The 26,506-nt window shown below is 42.7% G+C and carries 15 protein-coding genes and 1 other RNA gene; 9 read left to right on the top strand and 7 right to left on the bottom strand.

The genetic code is table 11. From position 1 onward, the window contains the following. The first annotated feature begins 190 nt into the window (after positions 1–190). The 6 genes from HWQ39_RS03665 to queF all read left to right on the top strand — a co-directional run bounded on the left by HWQ39_RS03665 (position 191) and on the right by queF (position 2,815). Positions 191–463 carry a hypothetical protein gene (locus tag HWQ39_RS03665; RefSeq protein WP_292841726.1) on the top strand — a complete coding sequence of 91 codons (273 nt, stop codon included), beginning with the start codon at positions 191–193 and terminating at the stop codon, positions 461–463. Between the two features lie 491 nt (positions 464–954). Continuing rightward, entirely contained in the window at positions 955–1,221 is a 267-nt protein-coding gene (locus HWQ39_RS03660; RefSeq protein ID WP_179064534.1) for a YciI family protein, read from the top strand. 37 nt (positions 1,222–1,258) lie between these two features. Beyond that, positions 1,259–1,355, top strand: an RNA gene (gene ffs / locus HWQ39_RS03655) — signal recognition particle sRNA small type. A 25-nt stretch (positions 1,356–1,380) separates the two neighbouring features. Next, positions 1,381–1,767, top strand: a complete 387-nt coding sequence (locus tag HWQ39_RS03650) for a phasin family protein (RefSeq protein WP_292841724.1) — start codon at positions 1,381–1,383, stop codon at positions 1,765–1,767. Between the two features lie 152 nt (positions 1,768–1,919). Continuing rightward, positions 1,920–2,321 carry a hypothetical protein gene (locus HWQ39_RS03645; RefSeq protein ID WP_292841722.1) on the top strand — a complete coding sequence of 134 codons (402 nt, stop codon included), beginning with the start codon at positions 1,920–1,922 and terminating at the stop codon, positions 2,319–2,321. Between the two features lie 92 nt (positions 2,322–2,413). Continuing rightward, entirely contained in the window at positions 2,414–2,815 is a 402-nt protein-coding gene (gene queF / locus HWQ39_RS03640) for a preQ(1) synthase (protein WP_292841720.1), read from the top strand. Positions 2,816–2,843: 28 nt separating this feature from the next. Here queF and pstS read toward each other — a convergent pair whose 3' ends face one another. The 3 genes from pstS to HWQ39_RS03625 form a co-directional block, all read right to left on the bottom strand. Next, positions 2,844–3,941 carry a phosphate ABC transporter substrate-binding protein PstS gene (pstS, locus tag HWQ39_RS03635; protein WP_292841718.1) on the bottom strand — a complete coding sequence of 366 codons (1,098 nt, stop codon included), beginning with the start codon at positions 3,939–3,941 and terminating at the stop codon, positions 2,844–2,846. Positions 3,942–4,068: 127 nt separating this feature from the next. After that, complete coding sequence (locus HWQ39_RS03630; protein ID WP_292841716.1) at positions 4,069–5,466, bottom strand: cytochrome c biogenesis protein; 1,398 nt, start codon at positions 5,464–5,466, stop codon at positions 4,069–4,071. Positions 5,467–5,496: 30 nt separating this feature from the next. Further along, positions 5,497–6,237: a cytochrome c biogenesis protein CcdA gene (locus HWQ39_RS03625; RefSeq protein ID WP_292841714.1), complete on the bottom strand. Its 741-nt coding sequence runs from the start codon at positions 6,235–6,237 to the stop codon at positions 5,497–5,499. Between the two features lie 184 nt (positions 6,238–6,421). Here HWQ39_RS03625 and HWQ39_RS03620 point away from each other — a divergent pair, with 184 nt between their 5' ends. Further along, complete coding sequence (locus HWQ39_RS03620; protein ID WP_292841711.1) at positions 6,422–13,522, top strand: AAA family ATPase; 7,101 nt, start codon at positions 6,422–6,424, stop codon at positions 13,520–13,522. Here HWQ39_RS03620 and HWQ39_RS03615 read toward each other — a convergent pair. Beyond that, positions 13,511–20,128: a HAMP domain-containing protein gene (locus tag HWQ39_RS03615; RefSeq protein ID WP_292841708.1), complete on the bottom strand. Its 6,618-nt coding sequence runs from the start codon at positions 20,126–20,128 to the stop codon at positions 13,511–13,513. The two genes, HWQ39_RS03620 and HWQ39_RS03615, sit on opposite strands and share 12 nt — an antisense overlap. Before the next feature lie 750 nt (positions 20,129–20,878). On the opposite strand from HWQ39_RS03615, the gene HWQ39_RS03610 reads away from it, so the two are divergent. After that, a complete protein-coding gene (locus HWQ39_RS03610) occupies positions 20,879–21,706 on the top strand; it encodes a hypothetical protein (RefSeq protein WP_292841705.1) in 828 nt (275 codons plus the stop codon). A 195-nt stretch (positions 21,707–21,901) separates the two neighbouring features. On the opposite strand, the gene HWQ39_RS03605 is transcribed toward HWQ39_RS03610, so the two are convergent. The 3 genes from HWQ39_RS03605 to HWQ39_RS03595 form a co-directional block, all read right to left on the bottom strand. Beyond that, a complete protein-coding gene (locus HWQ39_RS03605) occupies positions 21,902–23,395 on the bottom strand; it encodes a catalase (RefSeq protein ID WP_292841702.1) in 1,494 nt (497 codons plus the stop codon). Positions 23,396–23,604: 209 nt separating this feature from the next. Beyond that, complete coding sequence (locus HWQ39_RS03600) at positions 23,605–24,651, bottom strand: DUF1611 domain-containing protein (protein WP_292841699.1); 1,047 nt, start codon at positions 24,649–24,651, stop codon at positions 23,605–23,607. Further along, positions 24,635–25,687, bottom strand: a complete 1,053-nt coding sequence (locus tag HWQ39_RS03595) for a dipeptide epimerase (protein WP_292841696.1) — start codon at positions 25,685–25,687, stop codon at positions 24,635–24,637. Before HWQ39_RS03595 ends, HWQ39_RS03600 begins: the two co-directional genes overlap by 17 nt. Positions 25,688–25,812: 125 nt before the next feature. Between HWQ39_RS03595 and HWQ39_RS03590 the strand changes: the two genes are divergently transcribed. Further along, complete coding sequence (locus HWQ39_RS03590; RefSeq protein WP_292841693.1) at positions 25,813–26,367, top strand: NUDIX hydrolase; 555 nt, start codon at positions 25,813–25,815, stop codon at positions 26,365–26,367. The last annotated feature ends 139 nt before the right edge of the window (positions 26,368–26,506 follow it).

Raw genomic sequence — 26,506 nt, 5'->3', positions numbered from 1 at the left:
TGGGGACTAGAGAATAGTTGTAACTCTAGTAAATACCTAATTTTCAATACTAATGCCCAATGCCCCATTCCCTTAAAACTTGCTTCTTGCATCAAGCTATGAGATATTAGATATAAATAACAGTAAATCTATCGACTTACCGTACTTAAAATTAAATACCCCAGCGTTTGGGTCTAAAGGAGTAATTAAAATGACACTTGCACAACAAAGCACAGCAGCATCCTTACCAATCACCATTCACGATACCGAAAGCGTTGATATAGGCAGTCTGTGGAAGGTTGTGCAACTAAGTGCAAATAGATTTTGGCGGCACACGAAGGCATATACAACGATTCTGGGCGTCATGCTGCTAACCTTGGTAAGTCTGATTTTTCTAAGTATGCATTGGTCTTACCGCAGACTGTTCCCATTTGTCAGCCATCGAGTCATTGGCAGCCATAATGGGATAAGCAATCAAAATTAAGAGCTAGACATCAATCCCCAGAGGGTTAGGAAGTGCGATCGCACGATTCGGCTTGCCAGCGCTCTAACTCTTTAACCCGATTTTCCAGAAAACCGTATTGAATGAGATTAATTTGTATTATTTGTTACATATTAATATGCAATTGCTCTAACGCTTTGATTTCTCGCAATTCGTTAGCGACTGCATTAATCTGATCCTCAATATCCTCAAGGCCGTAAGCAATATTTTTTGAAATCTCGGATCGATTTCTAACAAGGTGGTCAAAGTCTCGTTTTTCATTGACAGACTTTTCTGCCTCCGAAACAGCCTTTTGAACAAGTTGCTGTCTCTTGCAACCTACCATGCGATCCAGCCAGATATTATTGCACCAACAAGAGCTAGTAAAAAGCACCAAGAATAATCAGATTTTTGATCAAAATGCTACTCAAATGTTACTCAAAAGCAGTCATAACTAAAGCAGGATGTTTGTTGCAACTGGAGTTAAGAAGCTAATGCCGTGGTTTGTAAAAATTGAGGAAGGGAAAGTCGATAAACCTACCTTTGACCAATATGTACCTGCTCACAAAGCCTACATTCAGGACTTAATTGCTAAAGGACACAAAGCGCGAACAGGTTATTGGGCGGAGCAAAGAGGCGGCATGTTGCTGTTTGAGGCAGCTTCAAAGCAGGAAGCAGAAGCGATTGTGGCTGACGATCCTTTGGTGCAACACGGTTGCGTCAACTATCAGCTTTATGAATGGCGAATTGTTATGGAATAACACACACTTACTGACTTTTCATGTTATGCTTTTAGAAGACCTGGATCTATGCGATCGCAACACCCAAATCTTGTCAGAACCGGAAGGTAGCAGCAACACGGGAGGCTTGTGGTAGGCGTAGTCTCCGGGTCGCCCTATTTGTAGGAGCCTTCAGCAACAATGCCTGGTTTTGGAGATATTGTTCAAAAAGCTTTTTACCTCGGTGTTGGATTAGCTTCTTACGCAGGTGAGAAAGCAGGGGGAAAATTAGCCCAAGTGCGATCGCAAGTCCAAAAACTGGCAGATGAAATGGTTGCAAAGGGCGAAATGAACACAGAAGAAGCCCGCCGCTTCGTTGAAGAGATGATGAAGCAAGCCCAGCAGGCTCAACCATCTGGTGAAACCTCTGAAAAAACACCCCCTTCTGAACCTCGTCGAATTGAAATTTTAGAGGAAGACGAAGAGCCAACGGTGAAAGAGACATCAAATGATGAGAATGTAGATAAATTACGCCAAGAAGTACTAAATCTACAAGACGAGTTAAAACGATTGCAACGCGATCAATAGAATTCTTTCCTCGGTATATCATTAATAAGTGGCATTTTGAGATGACACTTCTGATAAAAACTTGATAAGATACATTGCCTAGTGTGTATTTTAGTGCTTCAAGCCAGATAACACAAAGCGTCCTGTTTATAGCCTGCAAAGGTGTCAAGTTTATGGAACAGTGGCAAAAAGATTTAGCAGAAATCGTTGAAATCGTGGCTGAAGAAGTAGAGCGTTTCTTCCTGGGAATGAGTGAAGTGGTAGACGCATTTTTTGAGCTAACGGAAGAAGTGACCGAGCAAGTACACAATAACATTGTTACTGAAGTCGATCAGTATTTGCAGGATTTTGCTGAACCAATGATGGAAGCTTACTGGGAATTAGAAGACATTGTTGCAGATGTAGATCCGGGTTTTCCTTATTTAGTTGAACCCACAGCCGAAAAAAATCCCGCCTGCATCGGTTGTAGTCATTACCACGGGCAAGTATATGGTGGTAATTTGTTAGTCTGTGGTATGCATCCCCACGGTTGTGAAGATGAGAGTTGTCCAGATTGGGAGAAGGAAGAGTATTGAGAGGGAGTTAGGAGTTAGGAGTTATAAAATTACTAAAAAGACGTAAAAATCAGTAAAATAACTAATAACAAATGACTAATGACTAATGACTAATGACTAATGAAAGTGTATTCCAGGCAAGCCAAGAAATGAAGTATGGCGAACGCGACATTGCGGAAGGTAAACTAATTACCTTTCCGAATCCGCGTATGGGGAGGCGATATGACATTAGCATCACTTTGCCGGAATTTACTTGCAAATGCCCGTTTTCCGGTTATCCTGACTTTGCGACAATTTACGTTACATATATTCCTGATGAACGGGTAGTAGAATTGAAGGCGCTTAAGCTTTACATTAACAGTTACCGCGATCGCTACATTTCCCACGAAGAATCTGCCAATCAAATTTTAGATGATTTTGTGGCTGCTTGCGATCCGTTGGAAGTCACGGTGAAAGCAGATTTTACGCCTCGCGGTAATGTACATACTGTGGTTGAAGTGCGTCACCAAAAGTAAATATCATCACTGATGAGCGCTGATGACATTAATCGGCAATCTTCTTTGCCGCAGATTGCACTTGAAGCACAACTTTTTTAGACAAAGGAATATACCCAAGTTCCGAACTGGATTTTTGCCCGTCAATCACCGCCCAATCAACAAAGTTTTTCAGCGCTTGAGCTTTGACTCGGTTTGGATATTGTTGATAAGTTAAAAGCCAGCTGTAAGTAACGATGGGATAAGATTGGGCATCGGTAGAATCGGTGATAAAAGCAATTAGGTTATCATCTGGTAATTTCACTGCTTCTAAGGTTTGAGCTACAGATTTTGGTGTCGGCGTAATATAATTACCAGATTTATTTTCTAAAGCAGCCACAGGAAGTTTATTTTGTTTGGCGTAAATGTACTCTACATAGCCAATTGATCCTGGTATTTGCTGAATTAGGGCGGTAACACCTTCGTTACCTTTTCCACCAATTCCTACTCGCCATGCTACAGATTTACCAGCCCCAACTTTGCTTTTCCATTCTGGACTTATGGCGCTTAGGTGTTGCGTTAACACGCTTGTAGTCCCACTACCATCAGTTCGGTGTACAACCTGAATCGGTAAATCGGGTAAACTTACTCCTGGATTAGCTGCGGCTATTCTAGGATGATTCCAATTTGTAACTTTTCCGAGAAAGATATCAACGTAAACTTGGCGTGGTAGCCTGAGAGCAGTTGGCACATTGACTTGAGGCGACGGCTGTGCAACTGGTTTGAGGTTATAAGCCAACACAATAGAACCAGCAGTTAGAGGTAAAGCAATCACTCCCCGTTTGATTTTGGCTGCTTGTTCATTTGTAATTCCCACATCACTAGCTGCAAAGTCCACAGTACCTTCAATGAGTTGTTGCACTCCAGCACTGCTCCCTATAGCTTGATAGTTAATTTGTACATCAGGATGTTGCTGGTTATAATCTGCAAGCCAGCGCTCATACAAAGGTGCAGGAAAACTCGCCCCAGCACCAACGAGAGAGATATGTTTGATGTTTCGATTATTCGCAGTGCAAGAAGTGATATTTAACAAGATAGCGATTAGGGGTAAAAGGTAAACGCGTCCTTTAAATTGAAGTTGAGCAGATATAGAAATCTTTTGTTCCAATGTTGAATAAATATCTCTAGTAATTTTCTAATTAATTGTAAATAACTTTGAAACGCAAAGGAAATCGTAGAGTAACGCAAAGTCATCCTCCGCGTTACTCTGCGATTTCCTTTGCGCCTCTTTGCGTTTAAACTTCAATCGCCGCCTCTTTCTCTTCACCTTTTGGCTGTGAACTCAGCCGATCTAAAATCTCTAAAACCTCTTGTTCAAAAGCAACTTGGGCACGATTAGTTTTGCCACCAATATACAAGCGATCGCCTTTTTGCAATGCCCAGATTTGCGAGTGAGAAAAGTAACTCATCACCACACCCAGCATGAGCAAACCAAACCCTGTGTAAACAATTGGTATGCCTGGATCGGCTTTAATTTGTAAGCCTGTGCTACCAATGACATCCAAAATTTTCAGCTTCACACCATTTATTTCGGTGTACATCCCAGCGCGGACTGTATCAACAAGTTTGCCGGTGGCATCATAAATTAATACCATCCCTTGCAAGTCTTTCGCTAACAGGGAAACACCTTGACTCAAATCCGGTTTAGTTGGTACCCAGGTTCCCCAAATGCGCCCGTTACCGTTGGTGTTCAATTGCGCCATCGGTAGCTGAAAAACAGGGCTGTTGTTAAATTGGACGCGAACGCCTGCAATTCCCCAATCAGTTTGATAAAAAGTTATGCCATGATAGCGCAGAGGTTCGTTGACAAAAATCTTCTTGTGGTCAATTTCCTTTCCCTGATTATTCAAGACAGACAGATCAGAATAAAATTGATCGATGCCACCAGATGGAGTGTAATCAATCCAAAAACGATTGACTCGCACAGACCAATCTTTCGAGATTTTTGCAGCTATTGGGCCAGCATCGACAATATTTGTCACTTGAAATGTATCGCCACTAGCAACCATTTCTTGAGCGAGAAATCCAGTCATCGCCCCCCAAATTCCCCCTAGCAAAATAGCGACGATGCCAATATGAACAATAATTGGGCCAATGCGTCCGACTATTCCCTTGCGGGCGTAAAGGAGATTTGCTTTTTCTTGATCTTGAAAAATTTTATAGCGGTGTTTCTGTAATATTTGGTTTAAGGAATCTAGCGAACCAGTATCTAGTTCTGCACTTAAAGCTAATTTTTGAAATTGTCGTGGTTCTTCGTAATATTTCCAGCGCTGGGCAGCTTTTAAGGCTGGTAACTGCCGGGTAAATGAACAAGCAGTTAAGCTAGTGCCAAATAAGATGAGTAATGATAGAAACCACCAGGTACGATATACGTGGTCTAATCCAACTACTTGAATTACCTTCCAAGTTAAGAAACCAAATAAAGCTGGATGTTCTGGGTAATTGGCTTGGTAAAATGCGGGAGACTGACCTTGCTCAATCACAGTACCAGTGGAGCTAAAGATTGCAATCAATAGCAGTAGTGCGATCGCTAATCGTAAGTTAGTCAGTACAGGCAAAAGCTCTTGCCGTAAGAACTGCCCAGGTATTGCCCACCATTTTAATTCTTTTGCAGTTGAATCTTCTAAAGTCATTATGTGTAAAATCTAACAAATGTATTGATATTAAAGACTGCCGAGGGGAATCCGAGAAATTAAGGAAAATACACCGAATCCTACCAATAGTGCCCCACTAACTGGGTTAATCCAACCAGACCAGCGACGCAATTCTAGTAATTTTTTAATTGAAGCTGTAAAAGTACCCGCCAAAATTAACGGTGCTACATAACCTGCTGTGTAAGACAGTAGCAAAATAGCGCCTAAAATTAAGTCTTGTGTACTAGCAATCCAACTTAACAGGCTCGCTAAAACAGGGGTGCTACAAGGGGATGCCACTAAGCCGAAAGTCAGTCCTAGCAAATAGGAACGCAATCCTGTTGGCAAATCTGGCGAAATCCAATTGGTTTCATTCAAGGATGGAAATTGTATAGGCAGTGCTTCTAATAAGTTCAGCCCCATGAGAATGGCAATAATGCTGACGATAATCGGCAAACCAATTCCCACTTGACCGTAGACTTTTCCAACTAAACCTGCTAGAATTCCTAGCCCTGCCAATGTAGTTGCTAAACCTAGAGCAAACCAAGTTGATTGGGCAGCAGCTTGCAAGCGGCTTTTGGCTTCATAACCGCCGATGTAAGCAATGGTAATTGGCAGCATGGAAAGCATACAGGGTGTGAGACTGGTGAGCAAGCCAGCTGCAAAGATGATGCCAACGCTTACTACGCTAAGGTGTGTCAGTTGGTTAGAAACGAGGCTGTTAGCAAATTGTTCTAGTTGGTAAATTTGGGTTTGCAGGTTATCAAACATGGGGAGTTTATGAGCGGGAAATGCTTACTCTGCTTGAATGGTAGCTTATTTTTGTCTGTAGAGTCAGCAGAAGTGATTATCCGCATCGGATATTATCTAAATTTCATCTGCCCCAGGAAATATATCTAAAATACAATTAGGCTCGGATTATCCCTGAAGAAACACGGCTGGAGTATTTGGCATCATGATTGCATTACCCGGATTTAAAATTGTCACTTTGTTAAAAGCAGGGGTAAAAGCAGTCATATATCGTGGAATTAAGGTTGAAGACCAGTGTCCGGTAATTATCAAAGGGCTACGTCCAGAACAGTGTACACCCAATAATATTGAACAACTCAAACATGAGTATGCGATAGCACAAAGGTTAAATACCACAGCAGCAGTCAAAGCCTACGCCTTAGAGATGCATCAGGGAATCCCTTATTTAATTATGGAGGATTTTCAGGCGCGATCGCTCGACCAATTTCTAGACCAATTTCAACAACCTGTGCCGTTTCTGAAGATTGCCATTGAAATCACCAGTAAACTCGCCCAAATCCACACTCATAAGATTGTCCACAAGGATATTAAGCCGCAAAATATTTTAATTAACCTCAAAACTAATCAGGTAAAAATTGCCGATTTTGGAATTGCTGCTTTCATTCCCTACCAACAGCAAATAGTTAGCAGTTCCAGTCGCATTGAGGGCAGTTTACCTTATTTATCACCTGAGCAAACCGGGCGAATGAATCGAGGGATTGACCATCGCAGCGATTTGTATTCGCTGGGAGTCACCTTTTATGAAATGCTCACAGGTCAGCTACCATTTCAAGGTAAAGACCCCTTAGAGTGGGTGCATTGTCATATTGCTAAATCTCCGTTAAATCCAAATAAACTGAACTCTGATATTCCTCAAATACTCTGTGAGATTACCATGAAATTGCTGTCGAAGGTTGCAGAACAGAGATATCAGAGCGCTTTAGGTTTGCAATTTGATCTAGAAAAGTGTTTGAAGCAATTAGAGACAACCGGAGAAATTAAATCCTTTGTTTTAGGTCAGCAAGATATCTCAGAACGCTTTCAAATTCCCCAAAAATTGTATGGGCGAGAACCAGAGATTTCCAAGCTTTTGCAAGCATTTGAGCGAGTTGTGAGCCAAGGAAAACCAGAACTCGTATTAGTTTCTGGCTATGCTGGCGTTGGTAAATCTTCTCTGGTGAAGGAGATTCACAAACCCATTGTTAGAGAACGTGGGGTTTTTATCTCTGGCAAGTTTGATCAATACAAACGAGACATTCCTTATTCCACGATTGTGCAAGCTTTTAAAACACTTGCTCGACAAATTTTAACTGAACCAGAAGATAAACTTTCTACCTGGAAACAGGAAATAAAAGCAGCTTTAGGGAACAATGGTAAGCTAATCACAGATGTAATTCCAGAAGTTGAACTAATTGTTGGAGAACAGTCTGCTATCCCAGAGTTGGGACCGGCTGAATCTCAAAATCGATTCAACTTGGTGTTTCAGAATTTTATCAGCGTCTTTGCTAAAAAAGAACATCCCCTCACTGTTTTTTTAGATGATATGCAGTGGGCAGACACCGCTACTTTAAATTTAATTGAAACTATTATTACTGGCTCTACTATCCAGTATCTCTGCTTCATTTTGGCGTATCGAGATAACGAAGTAGATGTTGTGCATCCCTTTAATTTGATGATAGATAAGGTTCGGCAGTATGGAGCAAGAACGACCGAAATTCTGCTGACACCGTTAAATCTTGTCTATGTCAATCAGTTGATTGCCGATACCTTACATAGTTCAGCAGAACAAGTAGAACCTCTGGCTCAATTGATTACCCAAAAAACTGATGGTAATCCTTTCTTTGTTAACGAGTTTCTCAAAACATTGCATCAAGAAAATTTGCTGAATTTTGACTCCCTTGGTAAGGGGGGACAGATGGGGGTAAAAGGGGGGTGGCAATGGAATCTAGCTGAGATTGAAGCCCAAGGGATTACAGATAATATTGTCAGTCTGATGATTAGGCGGATGCAAAAACTGCCACCTGCAACTCAACAGGTGCTTAAATTAGCCTCCTGCATCGGGAATCGTTTTGATTTAGAAGTTTTGGCACTTGTTGGGGAACAGTCTATTACAGAAACAGCAAATGCACTTGTTGAAGCAATTTTAAGAGGATTAATTATTGCTATTGAGTCAGATGAAAGTGTTCATAAAAACTATCGTTTCTACCATGACCGAGTTCAACAAGCTGCTTATGCCTTAATTGCCGATGAATCAAAGTCGGCTGTTCACCTGAAAATTGGGCAACTTTTACTGAGAAATGCTAATCCTGAACAAGTAGGCGAGCAAATTTTTGATTTAGTCAATCAACTCAATCTCGCAGTGAATCTAATTATTGAACAAACAGAAAAAAATGAACTGGTGCGATTGAATTTAATCGCTGGTAAAAAGGCAAAAGCTTCTACAGCCTATACTCCTGCAAAAAGATTTTTTAGCGTTGCTATGAATCTTTTGGCTGAAAATACCTGGTTTGAACAATACGAACAAACATTTATTTTGTTTAGAGAACAAGCTGAGTGTGAATTCTTAACCGGAAATTTAGAGCAAGCGGAAGAATTATTTGATCTCTTATTGCTGAAAGCAAAATCTCATCTAGATAAATCTAATATTTATATGCTGCAAATCAGACTTTATCAAGTTGCAGGTAGATATGAAGAGGCACTGATATTAGGATTAGAAGCTTTAAAACTTTTTGGGGTGATATTCCCTGATACAAATGAGGAAGTGGAAGGTGGAATCGAAATTGAAAAAAATCAGGTATTAATAAATTTAGGTAATAGACAAATCTCTGATTTAATTAATGCTCCGGTAATCCAAGATCCAAATATTAAGACACTGATTAGTTTATTGACCACTTTGGGCCCACCTACTTATCTAGGTAGACCCAATCTCTTTCCCTTAGTTGTACTTCAAGCTGTTAATTACTCCCTCAAGTTTGGTAATACGGAAGATTCCTGTTTTGCTTACAGTATGTACGCCATGTTGTTAGTTTCCATCTTCCATGATATTCCCACAGGTTATGCATTTTCTCAGATGAGCATTCAATTGAATGAAAAGTTTCATGACTTGAAACTTAGAGGAGTTGTTTTACACATTCATGGAAGTCATATTAACGTTTGGTGTAACCATATTGCCAGCGATATTCCCTTTTTAGAGCGGGGATTTATCGGTTGTGTGGAAGCAGGTGATATAACGATGGCAAATTACAACGGCTATCAAGGCTCGTGGCAAATTATCCAGTTAGGATATCCACTTGGAGATACATACAAATCTCTAGAGAAATACACTACATTTGCCCGTCAGTCGAAACATGAAGCTGTTTATCAGACAATCAGATTACAGCAGATGCTTCTGATGAATCTGCGCGGACTTACTCATCACAAACTAACTCTAAGTAATGATGGTTTTGATGAATTACACGCTTTATCTGTAATTACAGATGCAGGTTTCGTCAGTGGGATTATTTTTTATCACATTATCAAATTAATTATCTTTTTTACATATCGACAATATACAGAAGCATTTAAATCTGCCTTAGAATTATCTAAATTTCCAGTTACAACACTGGCGTTACCAATTGAAACAGATTACATTTTATATTACTCACTGACTCTAACGGCTCTTTATTCAACAGTATCCAATCAAGAGCAAGAACAGTTTTTGCAAACTTTAGAATTCCATCAGCAACAATTGCAATATTGGGCTAACCACTGCTCTGCCAACTTTTTACACAAGTCTCAATTAGTAGCTGCTGAAATAGCTCGGCTTGAAGGTCGAGATTTGGAAGCAATGCGCCTGTATGAGCAATCAATTGCTTCAGCCCGTGAGCAGGGATTTGGGCAATATGAAGCCCTGGCTAATGAGCTAGCGGCTAAGTTCTACTTGGAGCGAGAGTTTGAATTAATTGGCAAAACTTATTTGGAAGCAGCTAAAAATGCTTACGTGCGCTGGGAGGCATTTCCCAAAGTCAAGCACCTCGAAGAATCCTATCCTCAGCTATTGCCACAACAACAGCTTGTCTCTAATGGCACGTTTATCACCACAGGTGAGCAGTTGGATTTTTTGTCAGTAGTTAAAGCCTCTCAAATTATAAGTAGTGAGATTGTTTTTTCACGGTTGTTGAAGACATTAATGCAAATCGCGATCGAGCAAGCAGGAGCAGAAATCGGTTATTTGTTGCTTGAACATGAACAAAATCTGGTGATTGAAGTAGAAGCTAAGGTTAATCGCCAAGCAGAAAAGCTCAATGTTTCTCGACCTATATTAGAGGGTGAAATTTCTCAGGTTATTCCGCAATCAATACTGAATTACGTTCAGCGAACTCAAGAAACAGTGATTTTGCAAAATGCTACTGAGCATAATTTGTTTTCTAAGGATGAGTATGTAATTCAAAAACAACCTAAATCTGTACTTTGTTTGCCGATCGCCCGGCAGGCAAAATTACTTGGTATTTTATATTTAGAAAATAATCTGATCTCCAGTGCTTTTACACAGGAAAAACTTTATGTGTTAGAAATATTGACAGTTCAAATTGCTATTTCTCTAGAAAATGCTCGTCTTTATCAAGGTTTAGAAGACAGCAAAGCACAACTCAATTTGGCGTTGAAATCTGCCAAAATCGGTGTTTGGAGTTGGGATATTAGCAGCGATCGCTTTGATTGGGATGAGCAAATTTATCAACTATTTGGGTTAACACCGGAAACCTTTGCTGGCACTTCTGAAGCAATTTTAGCTCGTCTGCATCCAAGCGATCGCGGATTGCTGGCTCAATCGTTGAGTCGAGCTATTAACGAAGGTGTGGAGCATAATTTAGAATATCGAATTATTTGGGATGACGGCAGTATCCGCTACGCAGCCTGTCGGGGAAAAGTCTTTTTCAACGAAGCTGGTAAAGCCACACACATGAGTGGTGTTGTGCTTGATATCACCAATCGGAAACAATCGGAAGCCGAACGAATCCAACTGATTAAAGAGCAAACCGCTCTACTGGAAGCAGAGGCCGATCAACAACGAGCCGGGTTTTTAGCTCAAGTCAGTGCAACCCTCGCTTCTTCCCTTGATTACGAAAGTACGCTAGCAAGCGTGGCAAATCTGGTTGTGCCTTTCTTTGCTGATTGGTGTAGCGTTGATCTGCTGGAAGACAACCAATTTATTAATCGGGTAGCAGTTGCTCACCGAGATCCAGAGAAAGTTATACTCGGCTGGGAACTTCATCAGCGTTATCCAAGAAAATTGGATGAACCTGGAGGTGTGCCTAAGGTGCTGCGTACAGGAATTCCTGAAATGGTAACTGAAATCTCAGATGCACTATTAGTAAAAGGCATCCCAGATGCAGAACATCTAAGGATTATACGTGAAATCGGTTTAAAGTCATGTATAATGGTGCCGTTAATGGCACGTGAAAAAGTTTTTGGGGCAATTTCCTTTTTTACTGCTGAATCAGAGCGTCGTTACAACACAACTGACTTGTCATTAGCGGAAGATATTGCCCATCGAGCGGCGATCGCGATCGATAATGCCCGCCTTTATCAAGAAGCGCAGCAAGCACAAAGAACGGCAGAAAGAGCATTAGAGCGCATTGCCCGTCTCCAATCGATCACGGCTGCCCTTTCAGAATCTTTGACACCAGCCCAAGTCTCTGATGTGATTGTAGAGCAGAGCATGGCTGCATTGGGAGCTAGTTCTGCCCTTGTTGCTTTGGTGAATGAAAGTAAAACGGAACTGGAAATTGTACGTGCAGTTGGCTATAACCAGGATTTGGTGAATACTTGGCGTATTTTTGCCATCGATTCACCCTCTCCCTTAGCAGAAGCGGTGCGGACTGGGAAACCTATTTGGGCACAAACAACAGAAAATCGGGTAGCTCATTACCCACATTTAGCAGAATTTTATGCCCAATATGATTTTAATGCCTGGATTTCTATTCCATTGATGGTAGAAGGTTGGGCAGTTGGCGGTATAAGTTTGGGATTTGCCCAGCCTCAACAACTTAGTGGAGAAGATCAAGCATTTCTCTTGGCTGTTGCTCAACAATGCGCCCAGGCGATCGCTCGCGCCCATCTCTACGAAGCCGAACTAACGGCAAGAAGCGCTGCTGAAAGCGCAAATCGCGTCAAAGATGAATTTTTAGCTGTGCTGTCTCATGAATTGAGAACACCACTCAACCCGATTCTGGGTTGGGCAAAACTGATGCGGAGTCGCAAACTTGACCAAGCAACCAGCGATCGCGCCCTAGAAACTATTGAGCGCAATGCCAAGTTACAAACTCAATTAATTGAAGATTTGCTGGATGTTTCCCGCATCCTTCAGGGTAAACTTAATCTCAACTTCGACCGGATTAATTTGATATCAGTCATTGAAGCTGCGATCGAGACAGTGCGTTTATCGGCAGAGGCTAAATCTATGCAGATTCAGACAATTTTTAAATCTGGTATCGGAGAAGTTTTAGGTGATGCCAATCGATTACAACAAGTCATTTGGAATATTCTTTCTAATGCCATTAAGTTTACTCCCATCGGTGGACAGGTAAAAATTAAATTAGAGCAAGTTGGCTTACAAGTACAAATCTGCATAACTGATACAGGGAAGGGAATTGAACCTGAGTTCTTACCATTCGTCTTTGATTATTTTCGTCAAGCAGATGGTGCCACAACTCGCAAATTTGGCGGCTTAGGTTTAGGATTAGCGATCGTCCGTCATCTCGTAGAACTTCACGGGGGAACTGTGCAAGCAGAAAGTCTGGGCGAAGGTAAAGGAGCAACTTTCACCGTCAGATTTCCATATTTACAGGATAAAAACAAAGAAATTAGGGATGTAGAAGATAACTCTTCACTGGTGGCGGCTCAATCTTTGCCTTTGTCTGGCTTAAAGATTCTGGTGGTGGATGATGACGCAGATATGCGAGAATTTTTGCCCTTCATGCTGGAGCAATATGGTGCAACTGTTACCGTTGCCGCCTCAGCCATTGCGGCTTTAACAGCATTAAGTCAATCCCAGCCAAATCTGATCGTCAGCGATATTGGGATGCCAGAAATGGATGGCTATATGCTGATGCGACAGATCAGGAGTTTGGAACCAGAGCAAGGCGGGACAATTCCCGCGATCGCTTTAACTGCTTATGCTGGTGAGATAGATCAGCAACAAGCGATCGCTGCGGGATTTCAGCAGCATATCTCTAAGCCTGTAGATCCAGAGAAATTGGTGAGGGCGATCGCGTCATTAACGATATAGCCAAACACGCAACAGCGACAGCAATTGTTCGGTATCTACAGGTTTAGTAATGTAGTCTGATGCACCGGCTTCAATACACTTCTCGCGATCGCCTTGCATGGCTTTAGCGGTCAGTGCAATAATCGGCAAAGATTTAAATTGCTCGTTTTGGCGGATTACGCGTGTTGTTTCGTAACCATCCATTTCTGGCATCATCACATCCATCAACACCACATCAATATCCGGTGTATTTTGTAACAAGGCAATTCCCTCTCTGCCGTTTTCAGCATATACAACCTGGATTTGATAACGCTCCAACATACTGGTAAGAGCGAAGATATTCCGCATATCGTCGTCTACAATTAGCGCTTTTTTGCCAGTGAGTAAGTAGTCTTGTGAATGCAGTTGTTCAAGAATTTGGCGCTTGGGTGCTGGTAAATTTGCTTGGACTCGGTGTAAAAATAATGCAGTTTCATCGAGGAGACGTTCGGGCGATCGCACATCTTTAATAATAATTGTTTCGGCAATTCGTCTGAGTTCTGTTTCTTGAGCTTTGCTAATTTCTCTACCTGTGTAGACAATAATTGGTAAAGTTTTGCCGTGAGGTAAAAGCTTTATTTGCTCAATCAATTCAAAGCCGGTCATGTCGGGTAGTCCTAAATCGAGGACGAGGCAATCAAAATGCTGGGTGCGAATCGCTTCTAGAGCTGCTGTACCATTAGCGACAGCAGTAGTTGAAACATCGCTGTTGCCAATTAACTCAACAATACTCAGCCGTTGAGTGTCATCGTCTTCGACTACTAACAAATTTTTCACTTGGCGTTCAACAAAACCTTTAATTTTGCTCAACGCCTCGGATATTGTCTCGCTGGTTAAGGGTTTTTGCAGATATGCGATCGCACCTAGTTGTAAACCGCGTTGTCTCCCTTCTTCAACTGTCATGATATGTACGGGGATGTGGCGGGTATTTGGGTCATGTTTTAGACGATCCAATACTGTCCAACCATCCATTTCTGGCAACCGGATATCTAGCAAAATGGCTGAAGGTAGAAATTGCTGCGCTAGCATCAAACCTGTACTGCCAGTTTGGGCAGCTATCACCTTGAATCCTTGCTGTTGCGCCATATCTAGAAGGATACGCGCAAAATTAACGTCATCTTCGACAATTAATAACACGCGATCGCCTCTTTCAATGGTGGTGCGATCGTCATTAATCAGTGCTGAGTGGGGAGTGAGGAGTGGGGAGTAAGGAGTGAGAAGTGTCGATCTAGACTCAGGACTCTGCACTCGGAACTGGCTCAACGCCCCGCTATCGTTAACAGCACTAAATTGTGGTAAGTAGAATGTAAAGGTGCTACCTTCACCGGGCTGACTGATGAGTTTAATTTCGCCGCCGAAGAGACGGGCGATTTCGCGGCTAATTGATAAGCCTAATCCGGTGCCGCCGTATCTACGAATGGTAGAGCCATCGGCTTGTTGGAATGCTTCAAAAATCACTTTCTGTTTTTCGGGGGCAATGCCAATGCCTGTATCGCTGACTGAGAAGGCAATCACAAGCTGGGCAGTATTTAAGGTTTCGTGGCCGAGACTCCACCCTAGCTTCGCCACCGCAATCCGTAAGCGTACCTCTCCTTGCTCTGTAAATTTAAAAGCGTTGGAGAGGAGATTTTTCAACACCTGTTGTAAGCGTTTGACATCTGAATAGATGGCGTTTGGCAATTCGGGAGTGAATTCAATTGTAAAGGCAAGTCCTTTGTTTTCAGCAATTTGCCGGAAGGTGCGCTCAATCACATCACCCAACTCTGCCAATGGCATTGGGATCATGTCAATGGACATCGTTCCAGATTCAATTTTAGCGAGATCCAGAATGTCATTGATTAACGTCAACAAATCATTACCGGCTGAATAAATTGTTCGGCTGTATTCGACTTGCTTGGGGGTGAGGTTGCGATCGATGTTATCTGTCAACAATTTCGCTAAAATCAACAAGCTGTTTAACGGTGTCCGCAGTTCATGGGACATGTTGGCGAGAAATTCTGATTTGTATTTTGAGGAAAGGGCGAGTTGTTCAGCCTTGTCTTCTAAAGATAGTCTTGCTTGTTCAATTTCCCGATTTTTGCGCTCGACTTCTTTCTTTTGCATCGCCAACAACTCTGCCTTTTCTTCTAATTCGGCGTTGGTTTGTTGGAGTTCCTCTTGCTGTCCTTTGAGTAAATCTTCAGAGGTTTTGAGTGATTGGGCTTGTTGTTCTAAGCGTTTGTTGGTTTCGCGGAGTTCGCTTTGCTGGGTTTGGAGTTCTTCAGCTAAAGATTGTGATTGTTTGAGTAATTCTTCAGTTCGCATCGATGCGGCGATCGTATTGAGAACGATCGCAATACTTTCGGTAAGCTGGTCGAAGAATGTCAGATGAATTTCGCTAAAGCGGCGGAAAGATGCTAATTCAATGACTGCTGTCACCTGTCCTTCAAAAAGTACAGGTAACACCACGGCATTCAGAGGCGTGGCTTCTCCTAAACCAGAGGAAATTTTGACATAATCGTTCGGTACTTCCGTCAGCAGTATTCGCTCTTTTTCTAAGGCGCATTGTCCCACCAAACCTTCACCCAATTGGAAGCGGTTAGCTAGATGTCTGCGTTCGCGGTAAGCGTAGCTACTGATTAGTTTCAAATACGGTGTATGTTCAACAGACTCCATCAGGAAGAATACGCCGTGTTGCGCTCCTACCAAGGGCGCTAATTCTGAGAGAATTAGTTTAGATACGGTTTCCAAGTCTCGCTGACCTTGGAGCATTCGGGTAAACTTGGCTAAGTTAGTTTTCAACCAATCTTGTTCAGTATTTTTCTGCGTTGTCTCTCGCAGGTTGGCAATCATCTGGTTGATATTATCTTTGAGGATTGCTACTTCCCCTAGTGCTTCGACGGCAATTGAACGAGTTAAATCACCTTTAGTTACAGCTGTAGCAACTTCTGCGATCGCTCGCAACTGAGTTGTCAGTGTAGCAGCAAGTTCATTGACATTATCTGTCAAATCTTTCCAAGTTCCAGCCGCACCAGGTACTCTCGCTTGTCCGCCTAACTTCCCTTCAATTCCCACTTCTCGCGCCACTGTGGTTACTTGATTGGCAAATGTCGCCAGAGTATCAATCATCTCGTTGATTGTTTCTGCCAAGGTTTCAATTTCTCCCTTGGCATCTAACATCAGTTTTCGTTTCAAGTCACCGTTAGCAACTGCGGTGACAACTCTGGCAATACCGCGCACTTGTGCTGTGAGGTTCCCCGCCATTGAGTTCACGTTATCAGTTAAATCTTTCCAAGTCCCCGCCACACCTTGGACTTGCGCTTGTCCGCCCAACTTTCCTTCAGTTCCCACTTCTCGCGCCACCCGCGTTACTTCCGATGCAAAGGAACTGAGTTGATCTACCATCGTGTTGGTGGTGTTCTTCAAGTCTAAAATTTCGCCTCTGGCATCAACAGTAATTTTCTTAGAAAGGTCGCCATTTGCTACCGCTTTCGTAACTTCCGCGATGTTGCGAACTTGTCCGGTAAGGTTCCCCGCCATCGAGTTAACGTTGTCTGTTAAATCTTTCCAAGTCCCAGCTACTCCTCTGACGTAAGCTTGTACACCCAATTTACCTTCCGTTCCCACCTCACGGGCAACCCTGGTAACTTCCGATGCAAAGGAATTTAGCTGATCCACCATTGTGTTAATGGTGTTTTTAAGTTCCTGAATTTCACCTTTGACATCAACGGTGATTTTTTTAGATAAGTCGCCGTTAGCTACCGCCGTCGTAACTTCGGCAATGTTCCGCACCTGTGCCGTCAAGCTTCCCGCCATGAAGTTTACGCTGTCGGTTAAATCTTTCCAAGTGCCGGCTACACCTTTAACTTCGGCTTGTACGCCCAGCTTACCTTCAGTTCCCACCTCACGGGCAACCCTTGTAACCTCACTTGCAAAGGAATTGAGTTGATCCACCATTGTGTTGACGGTGTTTTTCAACTCTAAAATTTCACCTTTGACATCAACAGAGATTTTTTTAGATAAGTCGCCATTAGCTACGGCGGTGGTAACGGCGGCAATATTTCGCACCTGTGCCGTTAAGCTTCCCGCCATGAAGTTTACACTGTCGGTTAAATCTTTCCAAGTTCCAGCCACGCCGCGCACATCTGCTTGTACGCCGAGTTTACCCTCGCTTCCCACCTCACGGGCAACTCTTGTAACTTCACTGGCAAAGGAATTAAGTTGATCCACCATGATATTGATGGTATTTTTAAGTTCCAGAATTTCGCCTTTGACGGCAACAGTAATTTTTTTGGATAAGTCACCATTAGCGATCGCAGTTGTCACTTCGGCAATGTTCCGCACCTGTGCCGTCAAGCTTCCCGCCATGAAGTTCACGCTGTCGGTTAAATCTTTCCAAGTGCCGGCAACGTCTTTCACTTCCGCTTGTACACCCAATTTACCTTCAGTTCCCACTTCACGAGCAACTCGCGTCACTTCACTTGCAAAGGAACTAAGTTGATCCACCATTGTATTAATGGTATTTTTCAACTCCAGAATTTCACCTTTGACATCAACAGTGATTTTCTTGGATAAATCGCCTGTTGCAACCGCCGTAGTAACTTCGGCAATGTTCCGCACCTGCGCCGTCAAACTTCCCGCCATGAAGTTTACGCTGTCGGTTAAATCCTTCCAAGTCCCAGCTACACCACGCACTTCTGCTTGTACGCCCAGTTTACCTTCACTTCCCACCTCACGGGCAACCCTTGTTACTTCCGATGCAAAAGAATTGAGTTGATCCACCATTGTGTTGATGGTATTTTTCAACTCCAGAATTTCACCTTTCACATCCACAGTAATTTTCTTGGATAAGTCGCCCGTTGCAACCGCCGTAGTTACTTCCGCAATATTCCGCACCTGTGCCGTCAAACTTCCCGCCATGAAGTTCACGCTATCAGTTAAATCTTTCCAAGTACCCGCCACGCCGCGCACATCGGCTTGGACTCCCAGTTTTCCTTCACTTCCCACCTCACGCGCAACTCGTGTTACTTCACTTGCAAAGGAACTGAGTTGATCCACCATTATATTGATGGTATTCTTGAGTTCAAAGATTTCACCTCTAACATCGACGGTAATTTTCTTAGATAGATCGCCATTGGCGATCGCAGTGGCAACCTCGGCAATATTTCGCACCTGTCCAGTGAGATTACCCGCCATTAAGTTAACGTTATCAGTTAAATCTTTCCAAGTACCTGCTACTCCCTGCACTTGCGCTTGCACACCCAACTTCCCTTCAGTTCCCACTTCCCGCGCTACCCGCGTTACTTCACTTGCAAAGGAATTAAGTTGATCCACCATTGTATTAATGGTATTTTTCAACTCCAGAATTTCGCCTTTGACATCCACAGTGATTTTCTTAGATAAGTCGCCATTTGCCACAGCGGTAGTAACTTCGGCAATATTCCGCACCTGTGCCGTCAAGCTTCCCGCCATGAAGTTTACGCTGTCAGTTAAATCTTTCCACGTACCCGCTACGCCGCGCACTTCTGCTTGACCGCCTAATTTTCCTTCTGCACCCACCTCACGTGCAACTCTTGTAACTTCTGATGCAAAAGAATTAAGTTGATCCACCATGATATTGACGGTGTTTTTCAACTCTAAGATTTCGCCTTTGACATCAACAGTGATTTTCTTGGATAAATCGCCATTCGCTACTGCCGTTGTTACTTCCGCAATGTTACGGACTTGGGCTGTTAAATTCCCTGCCATCAAGTTAACGTTATCAGTCAAATCCTTCCAAGTTCCTGCCACTCCTTTAACTTCTGCTTGTACGCCTAACTTCCCTTCAGTTCCGACTTCACGGGCAACTCGTGTTACTTCCGATGCAAAAGAATTCAATTGATCCACCATCGTGTTGACAGTGTTTTTTAGTTCGAGAATTTCACCTTTGACATTAACAGTGATTTTTTTGGATAAGTCACCATTTGCGATCGCGGTGGCAACTTCGGCGATGTTGCGAACTTGACCTGTGAGATTACCCGCCATTAAGTTAACGTTATCAGTCAAATCTTTCCAAGTGCCTGCCACACCTTGCACTTCGGCTTGAACACCCAACTTCCCTTCAGTTCCCACTTCACGGGCAACTCTGGTAACTTCCGATGCAAAGGAACCGAGCCGTTCTACCATTGTGTTGACAATATTCGCAGTTTGGAGAAACTCACCTTGCAGAGGTCTACCATCAATTTCTGTGGCGATCGTTTGGGATAAGTCACCATTGGCTACCGACCGAATTACACGCGTAGTTTCAGCCGTTGGCTGAACTAAATCTGTAATCAGAGTATTGACAGAAGTCACACAATCTGACCATGAGCCTCGAACATCTCCGAGAGAGGCGCGATCGGCAATTTTGCCTTCTTTGCCGACAACGTTACCAATCCGTTGTAGCTCCGTTGCCATCTGCTGATTTTTATCGATAATATCATTGAGGGTATCAGCAATTTTCCCCGCCACACCAGTATGGTCTATGGGCATCCGAGCCGAGAAGTCACCGTGTTTAACAGCATTCAGCGTTCTTAATAGCTGATTTAAATCTAAATTGTCGCTGTCTCTAGTCAACTGTTCGGTTGCCATAGCCTTATCCTTAATCTGGAATATTGAGGAATTTTTTGTATTTTTTGTATCCCGTACCTAGTTAGAGAACTTTTAGGTAATGGTTATCAAAATAGAGAGTAGAAAATAAAAAGTAAATCAAACTAATTTTTATCGGTGCGAGTGTAAGCAGTTGATAAAGACTGCTAACTAAATGGTATTGCGGTTGTATCTGACATACCACTTAGCTAATAATAGCTAGTTGGACTCTGTTATGCAGCATCAACTGTAGGCAATGTTTACCTGGGCGAATACAGCATCGCACAGTAAAACATAAGATGACAATTAACATTAAGTTTTATAATTTTTGGAATTTGATAAAAGCAGCAAATCAACAAATTTTAACTGATAACTGAAGATTTGCTAAAGTTCAGAAATATCCGGCAACTCCAAGGATTAGCAAATGGTTAGAGAATACTCAGCCCAGAGACATCTGCCTCCGCTTGAAAGTGGCGATCGCACTAAGGAAACTCCAAGAAATAAATTATCCAGGCAATATGAGCGCCCAGTCCATAATAGGCGCTCATGTTGCCCACCCCACAAGAGTTAATTAAATATTTTTTTTAATTTGGAAGTCCCTAAAGCAAAATAAAGCGCTCGCGAATTATTGTAAAGACGGCGATAAATCGCGTTTTTTAACGTCTCGAAGAGAGGAAAAGTTGCAACCCAGTGCGTAAAACCCCATACTCAAGATGTATCCAGTATTAATCCCGATGTTTGCTACAAAGCTAAATGTACAACTATAATCAGTCTTCTTTTCCCACCCCTGGTTCGCTGGAAATCCGACGCGGAAATTACTTTAACTATGTAGTGCCAAGTGGTTGGCGAGTGGTTGAGGATGGACAATTTGCCGTTGTCCTATTTTCGCCAGACAATGCTGCTTTGACGATTATGGTGGGAAATTCTGGACTACCAGTAAACTATAACCCCTGGCAGTTCGTCTACGAGAAGTTGTTGGCAATGCAGCCCTATCAACTGCAAATGAGCCAACCCCGCCAAGCTCAACCGATTGCTGGATGCACAGTTGCTTATGAGTTTGATTGCACATACATCTACAATGGTATCCCCTATCAAGGAATAGCCAAGTGCAGCGCTGCATATAGCTACAACCTGTGTACGATGGTGATGACTTGTGCAGCATCTCACCAATCACATTGGGCTAATTATGCTTCATGGTTGCCACAAGTAGCATCTCAGGTTTCAGCAACAAATGGGGCAGCCTTCGGCATACAAGGGATTATGGCGCAGAACCTAGAAATCTCGCAAACTGAGGGGCAAAGGCATAGGGAATACCGCGAATGGTCGAAGCATACCTGGGATGAAGTAAACCGCCAACGAGGTGAGTCTATAGATCGCCAAAACTTCCAATTTCGTGAGAATCTGGGCAATGTCACAACTTGGACAAATCCTTACGGCTATCCAACCGTCGAGTTATCAACAAACTACAACTACTATTGGATAAATCGTCAAGGACAAATATATGGTACTCTTGACTCCAGTGAAAATCCCAATGTTGGCTCAACTCAAGATTGGGTACGGATGAATCGATATCTGCCTTAAATAGCAGCAAACCTAGAAACAGTTTTCATTTATTAGACATCTCCGAAAAAGAATTGTTTTGACGTAGCAGTGCTACGTCTCTACAAGGGTTATGGGTAACGCATATTTCATTTTTGGACATGTCTATTAGCTCCCCGACTTCTTAAAGAAGTCGGGGAGCTAAGTGTGCATAACACAGCCCATGAAACTACAAGGCTACCAGTTACCTACTGGTTGAGCATGAGCAGAAAATATTGAGGGATCAATTGAAATGCCTAACTCCTCAGCTACACGACTACCATAGGAAACATCTGCCCTAAAAAAGTGGCAGAGTTGGCGCATTTGGATGTCTTGCTTTGCTTGAGAGAGACTACCGACAATATTTTTAGCGAGACGCTCTTGCTGTTCAGGAGTTAGTAACCGATACAGATTACCTGCTTGGGTGTAATCGTCGTTTCCTTCACGATGACTGTAACGATCGACTGTGACATCACCCAAATGACTAGGTGGTTCTGCATAAGCTGGATTTTCTTTGGGCGTACCCTCAGCACTATTCGGTTCATAGTTAGGAACGCTACCGTGATTGTTCCCCGGTGCCATAAAGCCATCTCGCTGATAATGCATCACTGGACATTTGGGCTGGTTAACAGGTAGTTGCTGATAGTTACCACCCAAGCGATACCGTTGAGCATCTGGGTAAGAAAAAATTCGAGCTTGCAGCATTTTGTCTGGAGAGAAACTAACGCCAGGAACTACTGCACTAGGGCTAAAAGCGGCTTGCTCTACTTCGGCAAAATAATTCTCAGGGTTACGATTTAGCTCTAATATCCCGACTTCAATTAAAGGATATTCTGAGTGCTTCCAAACTTTGGTCAAGTCAAAAGGATTATCTGGATGTTTTGCCGCTTGCTCGTCAGTCATCACCTGAATAGACATCCGCCACTTGGGATAGTCACCTTGAGCGATCGCTTCAAACAAATCGTGAGTCGCATGATCGGGATCTTCGCCCTTAATTTTAGCCGATTCTTCCTCTGTCAAAGTTTGATGTCCTTGCAGAGTCTTGAAGTGAAATTTACACCAAACGCGATCGCCTTCAGCATTAATTAAACTGAAAGTATGACTACCAAAGCCGTCCATGTGTCGATGGGTTTTGGGAATTCCCCGATCTGAAAACAGGATCGTCACCTGATGAAGCGATTCTGGACTGAGTGACCAAAAATCCCACTTTGCATTCTGGTCTTTGCAATTGGTTTGGGGATTGCGCTTTTGGGTATGGATAAAATCAGGAAACTTCAAAGGGTCGCGGATGAAGAAAATAGGGGTATTGTTACCTACAAGATCCCAGTTACCCTCCTCAGTATAAAACTTCAGGGAAAAACCTCTAGGGTCGCGCTCGGCATCTGCTGAACCTTTTTCTCCACCAACGGTAGAAAAACGCAAGAGAAGTTCCGTTTTCTTACCAATTTCAGAAAAAAGTTTGGCTTTACTGTAGCGAGTGATGTCATTGGTGATAGTCAAAGTGCCGTGAGCCGCCGCACCTTTGGCGTGGACAACTCTTTCAGGAATACGTTCTCTGTTGAAATGAGCCAGCTTTTCTAAGAGATGAAAATCCTGGATTAATACAGGCCCACGCGATCCAGCCGTAAGTGAATTCTGGTTATCGGCAACAGGTATACCGTCAGCAGTTGTCAATTTTTGGGGTTCAGTCATGGGTAAAAAAGCTCTCCATTACCATTAAGTTACTCAAATTGCCCACAATACATTTTAGCTAGTAGAAAGATGGTCGCCGATCGAGCATCCTAATTCGTAGTCATAACGAGTTTCTATATAAATCATACTCGATATGACTATGAATTGCTATAAATTTGTTTTGGATTTTTGGGTAGAGAACTAGGAACTGGGGATTTTGATTACAGGAGCTAATTCTTCATTACCGCATCCAAAAGCACATTGGCATCAAAACGTACTACATCGGTGCAAGGTAGTCCTGTTTCTGCTATTACTTGAGCGATGCTTTCCTTGGCCGCAGACTCATCTAGATGGGCTGTATTCAGTGCTATACCCACTACAGGAACACTGCCAAAAGCACCACCAGCACTAGCAACAGTTTCATAAAGCTTAATCACTTCTGGTAAAGGCGGAATTAGTACATGGGGATGATTACGTACATGAACTTGTCCCGCCCGATGTACTAATACCAGTTGGGTTGGTTGCGAACCACGAATAAGGGGTAAAGTTGCTGTTGAACCAGGGTGTAGTAGTGAACCTTGTCCTTCAATGTGCAAAATGTCGTAGTTTTTGCCATAACGCATAACTATTTGTTCTACAGCACCGGCGGCAAAGTCTACCCGCACAGCATCTAAAGCCACGCCGTCCCCTTCTAACATCACACCAGTTTGTCCTGTAGCGAGAAATTTAGAACGCCAACCCCGCAGTTTTGATGCCCAATGTAACTGTAGGCTAGTTGACATTTTACCGATCGCCATATCGGTTCCCACTGTCAATACCCGCCGACAGGGAAGGGTGCGTGCTATGCCACTAGCAACACTGATATTAGACGGCTCTTTTCGTATATCCCAAATTAGTTGCCCAGGTTTGAGTAGTGCATTTAACTCTGGAATACTTGCCATTGGTGTATGTAAACCATTCACCAGAGACATTCCCGCCTCTAAAGCATTCTTGATTTCTAGCCAGTAATCATCTGGTACAGCACCACCACCAGGGGCAATACCAATTACTAATACTTCCGGCTGGTATTCTAGGGCTGCGGCTACTGATGCCACAATTGGCACTTCACGCTTGATACCTGTTAATTCTGTGAGAGATTTGCCAACAGAATCGCGATCGATTACGGCTACGATTGGGGCTTCACTGTAACGTAAAATTGCTAACCCTGTTTTGCCGTGATGTCCGCTAATTCCCTCATGAAGTAAGATAGCTACTCGTTGATTAAGTGGTAGACGCACTCTGTTGTACCCCCAAACCTGGTAAATCGTTTGGCAAAACTCTCCCTTCTTTTAGCAATGCACCCGTAAAGGGATCATCGATTAAATTCAGGTGACTGTCTAAATCTAAATAATCAGCTAGTGGTGCTAGCTGTAATGCTGCTGTATTAGCTAGCGAACTGTCAGAATAGCAACCGAACATTACTTGCAACCCGTAGGCTCGTGCTGTGTGTACCATTCGCATTGCCTCTGTTAGTCCCCCTGATTTCATCAGTTTGATATTAATACCATCCACGTAGTTTGCCAAATGGGGAATATCGGCACTTGTAAAACAACTTTCATCGACAAAGATGGGTAGGGGAGAGTGTTCTTTGAGTTTTGCTAAACTTGGTTCCTGCCCTCGTGGCAATGGCTGTTCTACATACTTTATACCCAAATCAGCCAGCCAATTGCACATGGCGATCGCATCTTCTAAACTCCAACCGCCATTGGCATCAACAAAAAACTCTGGTAATGGTGCTTCTTTTTGCACTGCTGATAGCATTTTTTTATCTGCATCTATACCATCTGGGCTACCTAGCTTGACCTTAAAAAGGCGAACATCAGCAAATTGTAACCAGTCTCGCGCTCTGGCGATCGCACCTTCAGGTGAATTAATCCCAATTGTGACTGAAGTCGGGACTATCTGATTGCGATCGAGTCCCCAAATTTGCCACAAGGGTAATCCTACGCGCTTACCCAACCAGTCATGCATTGCCATATCTAAAGCAGCCCTGGCCGCAGAAGGAACCTGGTTTTGTGTTAAAACTTGCTCAACTTCCTGCCGCTGTAAGGGGCTAAATGTTTGTAACAGTGGTACAACTTGCTGTAGCGCATCTTTGATGGCATCAGTTGATTGCCGATGATTACCCACACCGAACGGTGATGCTTCTCCCCAGCCTTCGATGCGATCGTGTAAGATCCTCACCCATACATTCGTTGTTTGTGCCGTTGTACCCCGACTAATAGTCAAGGGAAATCTTTTGTTGACTGTAAATAAATTTACATTTATTTGCATACTTGTTATACATATTATGATATGGCAAAAGCTAGTGTAAGTTGAAAATTTAGATTATCGGATGCATCTGTTATAGTTTTTTACATTCATAGCGAATTTTTTATACATAATATATTACTTAATTTATGAACAACTTAAAAAAATGGAAGACTTTAAAATCAAAAATGGTCTTAGATCATTACTGGTGTAAGGTAAGGCAAGATGAAATAGAATTGCCCAATGGTAAAATTATCGATGATTATTTTGTCAGTATTAAGCCTGACGTTGCGATGGTTTTACCTATCACTAGTAGTAGAGAAATTATTTTTGTCCGGCAATACAGACACGCCATCGGTGAATTTTTCTTAGAACTGCCAGCAGGGAATTTCGATCCCACAAAAGAGAGTGCAGAAGTAGCAGCTATTAGAGAATTTACAGAAGAAACTGGTTATATTCCCCAAGAATTTAGAAAAATTGGAACTCTATACGATAAGCCGAGTAAAGATACCAATCAAATACATTTATTTTTAGCAGAAAATGTGAGTAAAGTTGGAGAGCAACAACTAGATATTACAGAAGAAATTGAAGTTGTATTGATTCCTATAGAATCAGTTTTAGATAAAATTATTCAGGGAGAAATCTCTGTTGCCGGAACTGTAGCTGCTCTCTTCTTAGGTTTGAAGTTTATCATTTATGAATAATCAGTCACGATGAAGTCCGAAATCATCACTATAATTTTACTCTAGCTAATCGATAGAATCGGTACGATTCTACTGACGGAGAATTAATTTAAGTATCTCTTAATACTCTGCTAGCTATATTTATTGCTTCTAAAAAGTC

It is taken from the genome of Nostoc sp. NMS8 (assembly GCF_017115045.1).
Lineage (GTDB): Bacteria > Cyanobacteriota > Cyanobacteriia > Cyanobacteriales > Nostocaceae > Nostoc.
The sequence above is the reverse complement of the archived record's forward strand: the minus strand, read 5'-3'. Positions and strand labels throughout refer to the sequence as shown.